Here is a 13,842-nt window from a genome sequence, read left to right on the forward strand (position 1 = left end):
GCGCTCTACTGGCCCTTTTTGGGTTGGGTCACGAGGCCGATATTCTTGAAGCCGGCTTCCTGGATACGGGCCATCACATCGGCAATGACGCCGTAGGGAGCAATGGCATCGCCGCGCACGAAAATGCGTTCGCTATAGCCGGTGGTGGCAATCGCCTCCAGCTTGGCCGCAACCTCCTCGACCGGGATCGCCGTTTCCTGCAGGAAGACCTCGCCGCTGTTCTTGACGGAGATGGTGATCGGCTGGGTTTCGGAATTGAGTGCCTTGGCCTGCGTTTCCGGCAGGTCGATCGGCACGCCCACGGTCATCATCGGCGCGGCGACCATGAAGATGATCAGGAGCACCAGCATCACGTCGACGAACGGCGTGACGTTGATTTCGCTCATGATGGCCTTGCCGCGTCCACGACGACGGCGCCCGCCACCCGAACTCTTCGATCCGCCTACTGCCATACCCATAGCGTCTACTCCGTCTCTGCTGGCGGTTTACTGCGCGGCCTGGCGCGGCTGCAGCTTCTCGTCGATCTGGCGCGAGAGAATGGCCGAGAATTCGTCGGCGAACCCCTCCATGCGGGCCGTCAGCTTGCCGGCATCGGCGGAGAATTTGTTATAGGCGATGACCGCGGGAATGGCGGCGAGAAGGCCGATGGCTGTGGCCAGCAGCGCCTCGGCGATACCAGGGGCCACAACCGCAAGATTGGTCGATTTCGATCCCGCGATCGCCTGGAACGAGGTCATGATGCCGACAACCGTTCCGAACAGGCCGACAAAGGGACCGGCCGAGCCGATGGTGGCCAGCGAACCCAGCCGCGCCTCGAGCGCTTCTGCCTCGCGAGACAGCGTCACGTCCATCGCCCGGTCGATCCGCATCTGCAGGCCGATCGGCGAACGGGCGCCGCGCTCGAAGCTCTTCTTCCATTCGCGCATCGCCGACACGAAGATCGCGCCCATGCCCGACGTCGCCCGGTCGGACAGTGTCCGGTAGAGTTCTTCCAGCGACTGGCCGGACCAGAACACCTGTTCGAAGGCATCCAGTTGCCGGCGCGCCTTACCGAATTTCAACGTCTTGTCGACGACGATCGCCCAGGTCCAGACCGAGGCCGCGATCAGCCCCAGCATCACCAGCTTCACCACGAAGCCGGCTTCCATGAATAGCGACCAGAGCGTCACGTCCGCGGTTGCGGCCAAACCAACCTGTTCCATCGTTCCTAAATCCCCGAATCCAAACGCCCGGCAAGAGCAGTCTCATGCTCACGGCCGGGTAGCTCAAACGCCATTGTTGCAAGATTGCCCCGGCAGCTGCCACTGACCGGCCTGATGCCGATCCTTTAAGCTTCCTGTGTGCCTTCTTGCGGCCAATCTTGGTGAAAGGATGACGTGCATTGCACAAAACCCTAATACACCCATTAAGACATCATTATGGTTAAGGGAGTGTTACCTTTCCGCACCCGGACACAGCGAACCGACAAGCCTTGCTCAGGAACCTTCGGCCTTTCCCCGCGTTATAAGCCCATGAGCATCATCGCGCGAAAAACACCCTCCAAGCGTGCCGCCGGACGGCATCTCGACCACCGCGACCGCCTGATACTGGCGCTCTATGCGCAGTTGCGGGCCGAGCGTGAGACCCGCGAGGCGCTGGAATGGGCGATCGAGAACGAGGCACTCTCGCCGCAGGTCCTGCAGGCAATGGCCTCCGACCCGGTTCCCGCCATCACCAGCGAGGATGTCGCGGCGCTGGAACGGCTCCTTGCCCGCGATACGAATGGCGGAACTCCCAGGCACTGACGAACGAACGCAACAGAAGGTGGAGACATGGTATCGCGTGCATTATGGAAGGGGCAGCTTCGCCTTTCCCTGGTTTCCATTCCCGTCGAGGTCTTCAGCGCCACCAAGACCGGCGCGCGCTTTTCCTTTCGCCAGATCCACGAGCCCTCCGGCAAGCCGGTCCATTACGACAAGGTCGTGGAGGGCGTCGGGCCTGTCGAGATGGACGAGATCGTCAAGGGCTATGAATATGAGGACGGCAAATATGTCCTGCTCGAGCCGGCGGAAATAGACGCCGTCAAGCTGGAAACGAAGAAGACGCTGGAACTCGTGCAGTTCGTCGATGCAACCGAGATTTCACCGATCTATTTCGACAAGCCCTATTATCTTGTGCCCGCCGACGACCTTGCCGAGGAAGCCTATCGTGTGGTGCGTGACGCGCTTCGCAAATCCTCCAAGGTGGGGCTCGGTCAATTGACCCTGCGTGGACGCGAATATATCGCCGCCATCAAGCCCTGCGGCGACGGGCTCCTGCTCGAAACGCTTCATTATGCCGACGAACTGCGCAAGGCGGATCCGATGTTCTCCGGCCTCTCCGGCAAGACTTCCGACAAGGACTTGCTGGATGTGGCGACGGCGCTGATCGACAAGAAGACGGCACCTTTCGATGCCACCAGCTTCAAGGACAATTATTCCACCGCTCTCAAGGCACTGGTCCAGAGAAAACTGAAGGGCAAGAAGGCCAAGATCGAGGTCGAGGAGGAAGACGACAAGAGCAAGCGCGGCGACAATGTCGTCGATCTGATGTCGGCCCTGAAGAAGAGTCTCGAGGGCGGCAGCGCCAAGACCTCTGCATCGAAGAAATCCACAGCCAAGAAGAAATCCGCTTGAGGCCGACCAATGGTTCAGCAGCACGATCCACTCGCCGAATATAACCGCAAGCGCGACTTTACGCTGACGGCCGAGCCGAAGGGCGCGAGGAAAGCCGGCAAGGCAGGCGCCCTGTTCCTCATCCAGAAGCACGACGCGACGCGGCTGCATTACGATTTTCGCCTGGAATGGAAGGGTGTCTTAAAAAGCTGGGCAGTGACGCGTGGCCCGAGCATCAACCCAGATGACAAGCGCCTGGCGGTGCGCACCGAGGATCACCCCCTCGCCTATGGCGACTTCGAAGGGACCATTCCGAAGAAGCAATATGGCGGCGGCACGGTAATGCTCTGGGACACCGGCTGGTGGGAGCCGATCAACGATCCCGACGAAGGCCTGAAGGAAGGCAAGCTCAAATTCCATGTCCACGGCCAGCGCATCAAGGGCGGCTGGACGCTGGTGCGCATGAAACCACGCGATGGCGAGAAGCGCGAAAACTGGCTGCTGATCAAGGAAGACGATGAGGAAGCCGGCGCCGATGGCGAAAGCCTGATCGAGAAAAACCTGACCAGCATCAAGACCGGTCGTCCGATGGAGGACATCGCCGCCGGCAAGGGCGAGACCAAGGCCCATATCTGGAACTCGGACAAGAGTGTCGCCGCCAATGTGAAAGCCGGTGCGGTCGACGACCAGATGCCCGCCTCGGCTCCCAAGGCGAAAAAACACGCCGGCAAATCGCCGGCCTTTGAGGAGCCGCAACTCGCCACGCTCGTTTCCGACGCGCCCAAAGGCGACGGCTGGCTCAACGAAGCGAAATTCGACGGCTACCGGCTGCTGATCTCGATCGGCAAGTCCGGCGTGACCTGCTTCACCCGAACCGGTCTGGACTGGACGAAGAAATTCCCCGACATCGCCAAAGGGCTTGCTGCCCTTGATTGTGACAGCGCCCTGATCGATGGCGAGGCCGTCGCGCCCTCGCAGAAGGGCTCGAAATTCTCCGCCCTGCAGAAAGCCCTGAAAAGCGGCGGCGAAACCCGCTTCTATGCCTTCGATCTCCTCCACCTTGACGGCAAGGACCTGCGCGGGAAACCTTTGATCGAACGCAAGCAAATGCTGAAATCCCTTTTGGATAGTTTGGGTGTCACGCAATCGATCCAGTACAGCGAGCATGTCCAAGGCAATGGCGACAAGGTTTTCCAGGCGATGTGCAAGGCGGGACAGGAAGGCATCATCGCCAAGCAGGCGGACGCGCCCTATCGCAAAGGCCGCGTCGGGAGCTGGCTGAAGATCAAGTGCACCAGGCGGCAGGAATTCGTCATCGGCGGTTACTCCCCTTCCGACAAACGGGGCCGCCTCTTCGCCTCGCTTCTGATGGGCGCCTATGAAAACGGCAAGCTCGTCTACCAGGGCCGCGTCGGCACCGGCTTCGACGAGGAGATGATGGAGGAGCTTGGCAAGCGGTTTTCCCAATTGAAACGCGAAACCTCACCTTTCGACAAGGTCCCGAGGGAATTTGCCCGCCATGCCGTGTGGCTGGAGCCGAAACTGGTCGCCGAGGTCGATTTTGCCGAATTCACCGATGATGGTCATATCCGCCATGGGGCCTTCGAGGGCCTGCGCGAGGACAAGGAGGCATCCGCCGTGGTTCCGGAAAGCAAGAAGACCCCGCCGCCCGCCGAAGCGGTGGCAAAAAGCACCGAGGGAAGTGCTGAAAAGCCCGCCTCGAAGAGCCGCCGTCCGCGCAAGGAAACCGATGCCGAGGGCGATGTTCTGGGTATCCGCATCACCCATGCCGACCGGCTTCTATTTTCGGAGCCCGATATTACCAAGATGGACCTCGCTCGCTATTACGGCGTCATCGCCGACCGCATGCTGCCCTTTGCCGCCGATCATCCCGCCTCCATCCTGCGCTGCCCGCAGGGGCCGGATCATCAATGCTTCTACCAGAAACATGCCAGCGACGGCTTTCCCGACGAAATCCACCAGATACCGATCACGGAAAACGATGGCGACGTCGCCAACTATCTCTATGTTAAGGATGCCAAAGGGCTGGTCGCGGCGGTGCAGATGGGAACGATCGAGTTTCACATCTGGGGTTCGAGCGTCGACAGGCTGGATGCCGCCGACCGGCTCGTCTTCGACCTAGACCCCGATCCGAGCGTAACCTTCGAGACGGTCAAGCAGGCCGCCATTGCCCTTCGCGGCGCACTGGAAACGATCGGACTGAAATCCGTCGCCATGGTCTCGGGCGGCAAGGGCATCCATGTGATCGTGCCGCTGTCGCGCCGGGCGCCCTGGCCGCAGGCAAAGGCCTTTGCCAAGGGGCTTTCGGCAAGGATCGCCGAGCACGATCCCGACAATTATGTCGCCACCATGTCGAAGGCCAAGCGCAAGGGCCGCATCTTCATCGATTGGCTGCGCAATGAGCGCGGCTCCACCGCCGTCGCCCCCTATTCGGTGCGCGCCCGCGCCTCAGGGCCTGTCGCGACGCCGGTCGCCTGGGACGAGCTTGACGGTTTGGACGCCGCCAACGGCTTCCATATTCCGGATATCCTGGAGCGTCTGGAAAACGGCGCCGACCCCTGGGCAGAAGCGAAGGACTGGAAGCAGAGCCTGACCAAGCCGATGCTGAAATCGGTCGGGGCCGACGACTGAGATCAGCCCTCTCCGCGGAATTTTTGGCCGAGCGCTTCCGGCAGCCGCCGGGGGCGCCCCTGCGCGTTGATGACGGCAATAATGACCTTGGCGGCGATCAGCAGCGTGCCCTCGCGACGGATTTCCTGGAGCAGCACCATCTTGGCCCCGCCCGCCTTCTCCGTCGTCGTGACGACCGTAAGGACATCGTCCATGCGCGCCGGGGCCTTGAAATCGATCTCCATGCGATGAACGACGAAGACCAGGCCTTCGCTGTCGCCAGCGATCGCCAGCGTCGCCTGTTCCACGCCCAGCAGCCGAAGATAATCCGTCCGGGCGCGCTCCATGAAATGCAGATAGCGGGCATGATAGACGACGCCGGAAAAATCCGTATCCTCGTAATAAACCCTCTGCACCAGCCGATGCCCGGCATCCGTCAACTCACCGGAAAGCGCGATCAACGTCATATTCATCCTCGAGTTTTCTTTTCCTGTGACGGAACGAACGCCATTTGGCAAGCATTGTCGTCCTGTCATAGTCTGGCCTTATCACGTGACGATGCTTTCGCGGATAAAGAGGAGAATCCCGCATGAAAATTGCTGTCCTTGGCGGCGATGGTTTCGTTGGCTGGCCGACCGCCCTGCATCTGTCCGACGCCGGTCACGATATTCATATTCTCGATAACCTGTCCCGGCGCTGGATCGATACCGAACTCGGCGTCCAGTCGCTGACGCCGATGGACAGCATCCAGGAACGCACCCGCATCTGGCACGCCGAAACTGGCCGCCGCATCCATTTCCACCTGATCGATCTTGCCCGCGACTATGAGCTCTTGAAGAACTGGCTGCGGGAGAACCGCCCCGACGCCGTCATTCACTTCGCCGAGCAGCGCGCCGCGCCCTATTCGATGAAGAGCGACCGACACAAGAACTATACGGTCAACAACAATGTCAACGCCACGCATAACCTTCTGAACGCGCTGGTCGAGATCGGTCTCGATGCCCATCTCGTTCATCTCGGCACCATGGGTGTCTACGGCTATTCGACGGTGGGCGCCGCCATTCCCGAAGGCTATCTGCCCGTCGGCATCGAGACGGAAAGCGGCGAGACGGCACGTCAGGACATCCTCTACCCGGCCAATCCCGGCTCGATCTACCATATGACGAAATGCCTCGATCAGTTGCTATTCCAGTTCTATGCCCGGAACGACGGATTGCGGATCACCGATCTCCACCAGGGCATCGTCTGGGGCACCCATACCGAGCAGACCCGCCGCCACGAGCAGTTGATCAACCGCTTCGACTATGACGGCGACTACGGTACCGTGCTCAACCGCTTCCTCATCCAGGCGGCGATCGGCTATCCGCTGACCGTGCACGGCACCGGCGGCCAGACGCGCGCTTTCATCCATATCCAGGATTCCGTGCGCTGCATTGAACTGGCCCTGAAGAACCCGCCCGAGCGCGGCGCGCGCGTCGAAATCTTCAACCAGATGACCGAGACGCACCGCGTTCGCGATCTTGCCGAGATGATTTCCGGCCTGACGGGCGCCGAGATCGCCTGGCTACCCAATCCACGCAAGGAGGCGCCGGAAAACGATCTCGTCGTACGCAACGAGAAATTCCGCGCGCTGGGCCTCGATCCAGTGACGCTTGAGACCGGACTGCTGGCCGAAATCGTCGATGTCGGCCGCAAATATGCCTACCGCGTCGATCGTAGCCGCGTTCCTGCCGTCTCGGCCTGGACAAAGGACATCGCCGCCAAGATCAACCATGATCCGGAAGGAAAAAGGTTGAAATCCGTATCATGACGCAGTCCGGTTTGGGCGTTGAAGGAATTGCGCTTTCCGGCACCGCCGGATCGCATCAGGCATTCGTCACGCTGGTGACGAATGCCGATTATGCGATGGGCGCAACAGCGCTCGCCCGGTCTCTCAGGCGCACCGACACCACGGCTGACCTTGTGGTGCTTCATACGGGCGGCGTTGAAAGCCCAGCACTCGAACCGCTTGCGGCACTCGGCTGCCGGCTGGTCGCCTGCGATCTCTTGCCGCTGTCGGAGAGCTTCAACAACCGCCACAGCCGCGCGAACGTTCATGGAGCCGCGCCCTTCACGAAGGGACGCAAACCCGCCTTCCATTCGCCGCTCGACAATTTCTGCAAGCTGCGGCTTTGGCAGTTGACCGACTATGAGCGCTGCATCTTCATCGATGCCGATGCGCTGGTTCTCAGGAACATCGATCGCTATTTCGCCTATCCGGAATTTTCAGCCGCACCCAATGTCTATGAAAGCCTTGCCGATTTTCACCGGTTGAATTCCGGTGTCTTCGTCGCCCGGCCGACCCTTGAGACATTCGACGCGATGCTGGCGCGGCTGGATGAGCCCGACGCCTTCTGGCCGCGCACCGACCAGACTTTCCTGCAGACCTTCTTCCCCGACTGGCACGGCCTGCCGGTGACGATGAACATGCTGCAATATGTCTGGTTCAACATGCCGGCGCTGTGGAACTGGGCCTCGATCGGCGTGCTGCACTATCAATATGAGAAACCCTGGGAAAAGGACCATCCGAAGACCGCGCAACTGCAGCCTTTGAACGATCTCTGGCACGCCTTCTTCACCGGCGAAAACATCCCGGAGATCGCCAATCTGCCGAATCCACCGGCATCGTCTCCCCTATGAGCCGCGTCCTCGTCTCCGGCGGCACCGGCTATGCCGGTCGTTTCATCGTCGAGCACTTGCTTGCTAAAGGCGACGAGATAACGGTCGGCAGCCGCGCCGCACCCGAACCCGGCTTCTTTTCAACCAGTGTCCGCCATGTTCCACTATGGCTCGATCCGGATATCGACCAGACCGGGGCCTTCAATGGCATCCATGCCTTCGTCCATGCCGCCTTCGATCATATTCCCGGCAAATACCGTGGCGGCGAGGGAAATGATCCGCACGGGTTCCGCCGCGCCAATCTGGACGGCAGCATACGGCTGTTCGAGACAGCCCGCGCGGCCGGCGTGCGGCGCTGCATCTTCCTGTCCAGCCGCGCCGGCTACGGCCACCAGCCGCCCGGCACGATTCTCACCGAAGAGATGCAGTGCGAACCCGAAACGCTTTACGGCGAGGTGAAGCTTGAAGCCGAGCGCAGCCTGGCTCTGCCAAACGGCCAGGATTTCGTTACGGCAAGCCTGAGGGCAACCGGCATCTACGGGCCTGCCGGACCGGGCCGGACGCACAAATGGGCCGGTCTGTTTGCCGATTATCTGGCAGGTAGTCCGGTTTTGCCGCGCATCGGAACGGAAGTGCATGGTGACGATGTCGCTGGCGCGGTGGGGCTAATGCTCGAGGCGGACGCAGCGCTCATCAATGGCCAGACATTCAATGTCTCGGACATCCTGACCGGGCACCACGAAATCCTGGCGATCGTCAAGCAACAGACGGGATGTCCGCATCCGCTGCCGGACACCCTCGACCAATCCGGCTACAACCGGATGAGCAGCAAAAAGATGCAGGCACTCGGATGGCGGCCCGGCGGCGCAGAGCTGTTGCGACGGACGATCACCCAACTGGTCAAGGACACCGCCTAAACCTCAGTCATCCTCCTGGAACAGACGGAATTGAGAGGCCTCGAGATCCTTCGGCACCTGAAGTCCCAGATGTTTCCAGGCATTGGCGGTTAACACGCGTCCGCGCGGTGTGCGCTGGATAAAACCCTGCTGGATCATATAGGGCTCGATAATGTCCTCGATCGCGTCGCGCGGCTCGGAAAGGCCGGCGGCGATCGTCTCGATGCCGACCGGTCCGCCGCCGAAATTGAGCGCGATCATGGTGAGGTAACGCTTGTCGAGCTGGTCGAGCCCCATATTGTCGACCAGAAGCCGCGTCAGTGCCTCATCGGCGATCTGCCTGGTGACCGCCTCGGCCTTTGCGACTTCGGCAAAATCGCGCACCCGGCGCAAAAGCCGGCCGGCGATGCGCGGCGTGCCGCGGGCGCGGCGGGCGATCTCGCGGGCGCCGTCGTCGGTGATCCCCAGCCCCATCAGCCGCGCGCCGCGACGTACGATCAGTTCCAGTTCCTCGACCGTATAGAAGCTGAGACGCACCGGAATGCCGAAGCGATCGCGCAGCGGCGTGGTCAGAAGACCAAGCCGCGTGGTGGCGGCGACCAGCGTGAATTTCGACAGATCGATCTTGACGGAACGCGCCGCCGGCCCTTCGCCGATGATCAGGTCGAGCTGGAAATCCTCCATGGCCGGATAGAGGATTTCCTCGACCGCCGGGTTCAACCGGTGGATTTCGTCGATGAACAGGACGTCGCGATCTTCCAGATTGGTGAGAAGCGCCGCAAGATCGCCCGCCTTTGCGATGACCGGCCCCGAGGTCGAACGGAAATTGACGCCCAGTTCCTTGGCCATGATCTGCGCCAACGTCGTCTTGCCAAGGCCGGGCGGCCCCACGAACAGCACGTGATCGAGCGCCTCGCCCCGGTTTTTCGCCGCCTCGATGAACACTTTCAGATTGGCGCGCGCCTCGGCCTGGCCGGTGAATTCGTCCAGCGACTGCGGACGCAAGGTCGTATCGAGATCCTCGCCGCGTTTTTCCGGTGTTATCAGTCTATGTTCTTCACTCATCGAAACTCAATCTCATGCTGCGGGCACAATTAGCAACAAACTATCGCGCCAGTTCTTTCAGCCCCAGCCGGATGAGCTTGGCACTATCCAGGCCCTCGCCGCCATTCTTCAGCGCCGCCGCCACGGCATTTGCCGCCTGGTCGCGCGAATAGCCGAGATTGCTGAGCGCCGACACCGCATCGGAGACCGGAGCGGAGGCGACGCCTTCGCCAAGCTCCTGCTTGAGGCCGATATTGGCACCCGCCTCGCCGGCAAAGGCCGGTGCCTTGTTCTTCAATTCGGTGACGATCCGCACCGCAACCTTGGGGCCGACGCCCGGCGCCCGCGATACCGCCGTCTTGTCCTGCAGCGCAATGGCATTGGCCAGTTCCCCGGGGGTCAGCACCGACAGGACAGCCAGCGCCACCTTCGAGCCGACGCCCTGCACGCTTTGCAGCAGCCGAAACCATTCCCGCTCCAGCGCGGACAGGAAACCGAACAGCCGCAACTGATCTTCGCGCACATAGGTCTCGATGAACAGCACCGCCGCCTCGCCCGGCGAACCGAGCCTCGACAGAGTGCGCGCAGAACAATGGGCGACATAGCCGACCCCGTGCACGTCGACGACCACGTGATCGTCGCCAATTTCGTCGATCGTTCCCTTGAGCTTGCCGATCATCGTGCGCAGTCCTTCATGGATGGGTTTCCGGCGTGATCAGTTCGACGGAAGGGAAATACTGTCTGTATCGGACGGGATCCCGGGTCAAAATACGGTATCCCCGGACCGCTGCATGGGCACCGATATAAAAGTCCGGCAGGGGGGATCGTTTGTCTCCGCCCGTTTTTCTGTATCTCAGGAATGCTTGCCCGGCTGCATGCGCCGCCTCCCAGGGTAGGTCTTCCCGTTGGAAAGCGGACGGGGAAAGCACCGCGTCGAGCGTCGACGAGAGTACGAAGCCAGCCGCCATTTCTGCATAGATCAACGGATTGATAACGAGAGCGCCCTCACGCTTGGCATCGGCCAGACGCGACACCGACCAGCCCTCAAACGGGCTGCCCAGATGGAAGACATCGATCAGCACATTGGTGTCGACCAGTGTCGCCATCAGTCCCTCAACAGTCGATAAAATTCGTCGCCGCCCATGCCGCCGAGATTCATCGATCCCTTATGGCGGTTCAGATGATCCGTGAACTCCTGAACCGAACGTTCCACAAGTGCCTGAGCAGGCTCGACGCGACGCAGCACCGCTTCACGCCCCTTAAGAAGAAATTCCACCTCCGAGCCCGGTTCGATACCCAGGTTCGAGCGGACATTTTTCGGGATGGTCACCTGGCCTTTTTCCGTAACACGCATAGTAATACCTCTTGGGTATTACTTACAACGCCAATCGGAACAAGTCAAGAACAGATCAACCCATAAGCGCGGCCATCCGCATTCTTGCAGCGCCCCGGTTATGGGCGTGGCAAATGGCGATCGCCAGCGCATCGGCGGCGTCATTGCCCTTGAATTCAGCCTTCGGCATCAGGATTTTCAGCATCATGTGAATCTGCTGCTTCTCACCATGGCCGACGCCGATGACCGCCTTTTTCACCGCATTCGGCGCATATTCCGCCACCGGCAGGCCAGCGCGCGCCGGCACCAGCATCGCGATGCCGCGCGCCTGCCCCAGCTTCAGCGTTGCCACCGCATCCTTGTTGACGAAGGTCTGCTCAACAGCGGCCTCATCAGGCGTGTGGATATGAATGACCTCGGCCAATCCGTCATGCAATTGGCAAAGCCTCGAGGCGAGATCCATGTCGCCATCCGACGTCACGGTGCCGGACGCGACGAACCGCAGTGAATTTCCCAGTGTGTCGATAACGCCCCAGCCAGTACGGCGCAGGCCCGGATCGATGCCGATGATGCGAATCGTGTTTTGCATGCGAAACCCTATTCCCGATCCCGGGACGCTGCCAGCAAAATGTGAACAAAACAAAAACATCCGAAACATTTGGGAAGGCACTCTGACCTCACAGATACGCATCCATCTTGGATTTGCGAAATTCGGTCTTACATAGTCGCAAAGAAACGCTGACCGAAGGCCTTCCCCATGGTCCCCTTTTCCATTCTCGACCTCTCCCCCATCACGCAGGGCTCCACCGTCGGCGAGGCGCTGCAAAATTCCCGCCGGCTGGCCCAGGAGGCCGAAGACAGCGGTTACAAGCGCTTCTGGCTTGCAGAGCATCACGGCATGAAGGGCATTGCCAGTGCCGCCACTTCGATCGTGATTTCCCATGTCGCGGCCGGCACAAAAACCATCCGCGTCGGCTCGGGCGGCATCATGCTGCCCAATCATTCGCCCCTGGTGATCGCCGAGCAGTTCGGCACGCTGGCGGCGCTCTATCCCGGCCGCATCGATCTCGCTCTCGGCCGGGCGCCCGGAACCGATATGCGCACGGCCGCCGCCCTTCGCCGCAATATGGAGGCGAGCGCCAACCGCTTTCCCGACGATGTGGTCGAATTGCAGGCGCTGCTCGGCCCTGTCGCAGAGGACCAGGACCTGATCGCCGTGCCCGGTGGCGACAGCAATGTGCCGATCTGGCTGCTCGGATCGAGCCATTACAGCGCCCATCTGGCCGGCATGCTCGGCCTGCCTTTCGCCTTTGCCTCGCATTTCGCGCCCGACATGCTTTTCTCGGCGCTGGAGATCTATCGCGAGCGCTTCGAACCATCGCGCTATCTCGACCGGCCCCATGCCATGGTCGGCATCATGGGGGTGGCCGCCGAAGGCGATGCGCAGGCACAGCACCTGTTCACCTCGATGCAGCAATCCTTCGTGGCGCTGCGGCGCAATGCGCGCGGCCAGTTCCCGCCGCCGGTTGCCTCCATGGATGGCCTGTGGAGCGAAACCGAAAAGATCTTCGTCGATCACGCCATGACCTATGCGGTCGTCGGCGGACCCGAGACGATCAGGAGGAAGCTCGACCAATTCCTTGGCCAGACCCAGGCCGACGAGCTGATCATTTCCATGCCGGTCTTCGACGTGGAGGCGCGGCTGAAATCCGTGCGGTTGTTTGCCGACGCGCAACAGGAACTGGCCAGGGCCGCATAACGAAAAAGCCCGGAGCGATCCGGGCTTTTTCGATCGAACAGGACTTGCTCAGGCCGAAAGCTTGGCCATGACTTCGTCGGAAACCTCGAAATTGGTATAGACGTTCTGCACGTCGTCATCGTCTTCCAGCGTGTCGATCAGCTTCATCAGCGACTGGGCGCGCTCCTCGTCGACGGGCACGGTATTCTGCGGCTTCCAGATGGCCTTGACCGTGTCGGCTTCGCCGAGCGTGGTTTCGAGCGCCTTGGAAACCTCGCCGATATCCTCGAAACCGCAGATGATGTAATGGCCGTCCTCGTCGCTGGTCACATCTTCGGCGCCGGCCTCGATCGCCGCGTCCATCACCTTGTCGGCATCGCCAACCGTCGGCTTGTAGCCGATCTCGCCGACCCGGTCGAAGGAGAAGGAGACAGAGCCGGTTTCGCCAAGCGCCCCGCCGGCCTTGGTGAAGGTCGAGCGGACATTGGAGGCGGTGCGGTTACGGTTGTCGGTCAGAGCCTCGACGATGACGGCGACGCCGCCCGGGCCGTAGCCTTCGTAGCGGACTTCCTCGTAATTCTCGCCGTCGGCGCCCGAGCCCTTCTTGATGGCGCGCTCGATATTGTCCTTGGGCATGGACTGTGCCTTGGCATTCTGGATCGCCAGGCGCAGGCGTGCATTCATCGATGGGTCCGGCAGGCCGCCCTTGACCGCGACGGTGATTTCACGCGCCAGCTTGGAAAACATTTTCGACCGCACGGCGTCCTGACGACCCTTGCGGTGCATGATATTCTTGAACTGTGAATGGCCGGCCATGGCGCCCTCTTCGCATGCTTGTCATGTTTGGAATTGGCTGCCTTATAGTTTCATTGACGCTTTGCGTCCAGCAGGCCCGGCAGTTTTTCAGTC

The 13,842-nt window shown here is 61.1% G+C and carries 16 protein-coding genes; 7 read left to right on the forward strand and 9 right to left on the reverse strand.

All coding sequences use genetic code 11. The annotated features are described in order from the left end of the window. Positions 1 to 5: 5 nt before the first annotated feature. Entirely contained in the window at positions 6 to 458 is a 453-nt protein-coding gene (gene tolR / locus ASD31_RS23200; protein WP_056339676.1) for a protein TolR, read from the reverse strand. A 27-nt stretch (positions 459 to 485) separates the two neighbouring features. Further along, a complete protein-coding gene (gene tolQ / locus ASD31_RS23205) occupies positions 486 to 1,202 on the reverse strand; it encodes a protein TolQ (protein WP_056339679.1) in 717 nt (238 codons plus the stop codon). Between the two features lie 309 nt (positions 1,203 to 1,511). On the opposite strand from tolQ, the gene ASD31_RS23210 reads away from it, so the two are divergent. From ASD31_RS23210 to ligD, 3 genes are read left to right on the forward strand one after another with little or no spacing between them, the layout of a single operon-like run. Further along, positions 1,512 to 1,784: a hypothetical protein gene (locus ASD31_RS23210; protein ID WP_056339682.1), complete on the forward strand. Its 273-nt coding sequence runs from the start codon at positions 1,512 to 1,514 to the stop codon at positions 1,782 to 1,784. Positions 1,785 to 1,811: 27 nt separating this feature from the next. Further along, complete coding sequence (locus ASD31_RS23215; protein ID WP_056339686.1) at positions 1,812 to 2,654, forward strand: Ku protein; 843 nt, start codon at positions 1,812 to 1,814, stop codon at positions 2,652 to 2,654. A gap of 9 nt (positions 2,655 to 2,663) precedes the next feature. Beyond that, entirely contained in the window at positions 2,664 to 5,285 is a 2,622-nt protein-coding gene (gene ligD, locus ASD31_RS23220) for a DNA ligase D (RefSeq protein ID WP_056339688.1), read from the forward strand. 2 nt (positions 5,286 to 5,287) lie between these two features. Here ligD and ybgC read toward each other — a convergent pair whose 3' ends face one another. After that, entirely contained in the window at positions 5,288 to 5,731 is a 444-nt protein-coding gene (gene ybgC / locus ASD31_RS23225; protein WP_056340671.1) for a tol-pal system-associated acyl-CoA thioesterase, read from the reverse strand. 122 nt (positions 5,732 to 5,853) lie between these two features. On the opposite strand from ybgC, the gene ASD31_RS23230 reads away from it, so the two are divergent. The 3 genes from ASD31_RS23230 to ASD31_RS23240 are packed head-to-tail and all read left to right on the forward strand — an operon-like array spanning position 5,854 to position 8,839. Continuing rightward, the gene (locus ASD31_RS23230) at positions 5,854 to 7,074 is read left to right on the forward strand and encodes an NAD-dependent epimerase/dehydratase family protein (protein ID WP_056339691.1); all 1,221 of its coding nucleotides are present in this window, start codon (positions 5,854 to 5,856) and stop codon (positions 7,072 to 7,074) included. After that, on the forward strand, positions 7,071 to 7,943 hold the full coding sequence (locus tag ASD31_RS23235) for a glycosyltransferase (RefSeq protein ID WP_056339694.1): 873 nt from the start codon (positions 7,071 to 7,073) through the stop codon (positions 7,941 to 7,943). Before ASD31_RS23230 ends, ASD31_RS23235 begins: the two co-directional genes overlap by 4 nt. Then, a complete protein-coding gene (locus ASD31_RS23240) occupies positions 7,940 to 8,839 on the forward strand; it encodes an NAD-dependent epimerase/dehydratase family protein (RefSeq protein WP_056339697.1) in 900 nt (299 codons plus the stop codon). The genes ASD31_RS23235 and ASD31_RS23240 overlap by 4 nt, the downstream gene beginning before the upstream one ends. Positions 8,840 to 8,842: 3 nt before the next feature. On the opposite strand, the gene ruvB is transcribed toward ASD31_RS23240, so the two are convergent. The 5 genes from ruvB to ruvC are packed head-to-tail and all read right to left on the reverse strand — an operon-like array spanning position 8,843 to position 11,784. Next, a complete protein-coding gene (ruvB, locus tag ASD31_RS23245; protein ID WP_056339700.1) occupies positions 8,843 to 9,883 on the reverse strand; it encodes a Holliday junction branch migration DNA helicase RuvB in 1,041 nt (346 codons plus the stop codon). A gap of 40 nt (positions 9,884 to 9,923) precedes the next feature. Further along, the gene (ruvA, locus tag ASD31_RS23250; protein ID WP_056339704.1) at positions 9,924 to 10,541 is read right to left on the reverse strand and encodes a Holliday junction branch migration protein RuvA; all 618 of its coding nucleotides are present in this window, start codon (positions 10,539 to 10,541) and stop codon (positions 9,924 to 9,926) included. 13 nt (positions 10,542 to 10,554) lie between these two features. After that, positions 10,555 to 10,968, reverse strand: coding sequence for a type II toxin-antitoxin system VapC family toxin (locus ASD31_RS23255; protein ID WP_056339706.1), 414 nt, complete (start codon positions 10,966 to 10,968; stop codon positions 10,555 to 10,557). Continuing rightward, positions 10,968 to 11,216, reverse strand: coding sequence for an AbrB/MazE/SpoVT family DNA-binding domain-containing protein (locus ASD31_RS23260; RefSeq protein WP_056339710.1), 249 nt, complete (start codon positions 11,214 to 11,216; stop codon positions 10,968 to 10,970). The genes ASD31_RS23255 and ASD31_RS23260 overlap by 1 nt, the downstream gene beginning before the upstream one ends. Positions 11,217 to 11,271: 55 nt before the next feature. Next, positions 11,272 to 11,784, reverse strand: a complete 513-nt coding sequence (gene ruvC / locus ASD31_RS23265) for a crossover junction endodeoxyribonuclease RuvC (RefSeq protein ID WP_056339712.1) — start codon at positions 11,782 to 11,784, stop codon at positions 11,272 to 11,274. Between the two features lie 168 nt (positions 11,785 to 11,952). Between ruvC and ASD31_RS23270 the strand changes: the two genes are divergently transcribed. Beyond that, a complete protein-coding gene (locus tag ASD31_RS23270) occupies positions 11,953 to 12,954 on the forward strand; it encodes an LLM class flavin-dependent oxidoreductase (RefSeq protein ID WP_056339715.1) in 1,002 nt (333 codons plus the stop codon). A gap of 48 nt (positions 12,955 to 13,002) precedes the next feature. Here ASD31_RS23270 and ASD31_RS23275 read toward each other — a convergent pair whose 3' ends face one another. Next, complete coding sequence (locus tag ASD31_RS23275) at positions 13,003 to 13,749, reverse strand: YebC/PmpR family DNA-binding transcriptional regulator (RefSeq protein ID WP_056339718.1); 747 nt, start codon at positions 13,747 to 13,749, stop codon at positions 13,003 to 13,005. Positions 13,750 to 13,842: the final 93 nt, after the last annotated feature.

This window comes from Rhizobium sp. Root482, assembly GCF_001426565.1.
Taxonomy (GTDB): Bacteria; Pseudomonadota; Alphaproteobacteria; order Rhizobiales; family Rhizobiaceae; genus Pararhizobium.

Coding starts and splice junctions, on each gene's coding strand:
- tolR (WP_056339676.1), bottom strand. CDS start 458: ATGGGTATGGCAGTAGGCGGATCGAAGAGTTCGGGTGGCGGGCGCCGT.
- tolQ (WP_056339679.1), bottom strand. CDS start 1,202: ATGGAACAGGTTGGTTTGGCCGCAACCGCGGACGTGACGCTCTGGTCG.
- ASD31_RS23210 (WP_056339682.1), top strand. CDS start 1,512: ATGAGCATCATCGCGCGAAAAACACCCTCCAAGCGTGCCGCCGGACGG.
- ASD31_RS23215 (WP_056339686.1), top strand. CDS start 1,812: ATGGTATCGCGTGCATTATGGAAGGGGCAGCTTCGCCTTTCCCTGGTT.
- ligD (WP_056339688.1), top strand. CDS start 2,664: ATGGTTCAGCAGCACGATCCACTCGCCGAATATAACCGCAAGCGCGAC.
- ybgC (WP_056340671.1), bottom strand. CDS start 5,731: ATGACGTTGATCGCGCTTTCCGGTGAGTTGACGGATGCCGGGCATCGG.
- ASD31_RS23230 (WP_056339691.1), top strand. CDS start 5,854: ATGAAAATTGCTGTCCTTGGCGGCGATGGTTTCGTTGGCTGGCCGACC.
- ASD31_RS23235 (WP_056339694.1), top strand. CDS start 7,071: ATGACGCAGTCCGGTTTGGGCGTTGAAGGAATTGCGCTTTCCGGCACC.
- ASD31_RS23240 (WP_056339697.1), top strand. CDS start 7,940: ATGAGCCGCGTCCTCGTCTCCGGCGGCACCGGCTATGCCGGTCGTTTC.
- ruvB (WP_056339700.1), bottom strand. CDS start 9,883: ATGAGTGAAGAACATAGACTGATAACACCGGAAAAACGCGGCGAGGAT.
- ruvA (WP_056339704.1), bottom strand. CDS start 10,541: ATGATCGGCAAGCTCAAGGGAACGATCGACGAAATTGGCGACGATCAC.
- ASD31_RS23255 (WP_056339706.1), bottom strand. CDS start 10,968: ATGGCGACACTGGTCGACACCAATGTGCTGATCGATGTCTTCCATCTG.
- ASD31_RS23260 (WP_056339710.1), bottom strand. CDS start 11,216: ATGCGTGTTACGGAAAAAGGCCAGGTGACCATCCCGAAAAATGTCCGC.
- ruvC (WP_056339712.1), bottom strand. CDS start 11,784: ATGCAAAACACGATTCGCATCATCGGCATCGATCCGGGCCTGCGCCGT.
- ASD31_RS23270 (WP_056339715.1), top strand. CDS start 11,953: ATGGTCCCCTTTTCCATTCTCGACCTCTCCCCCATCACGCAGGGCTCC.
- ASD31_RS23275 (WP_056339718.1), bottom strand. CDS start 13,749: ATGGCCGGCCATTCACAGTTCAAGAATATCATGCACCGCAAGGGTCGT.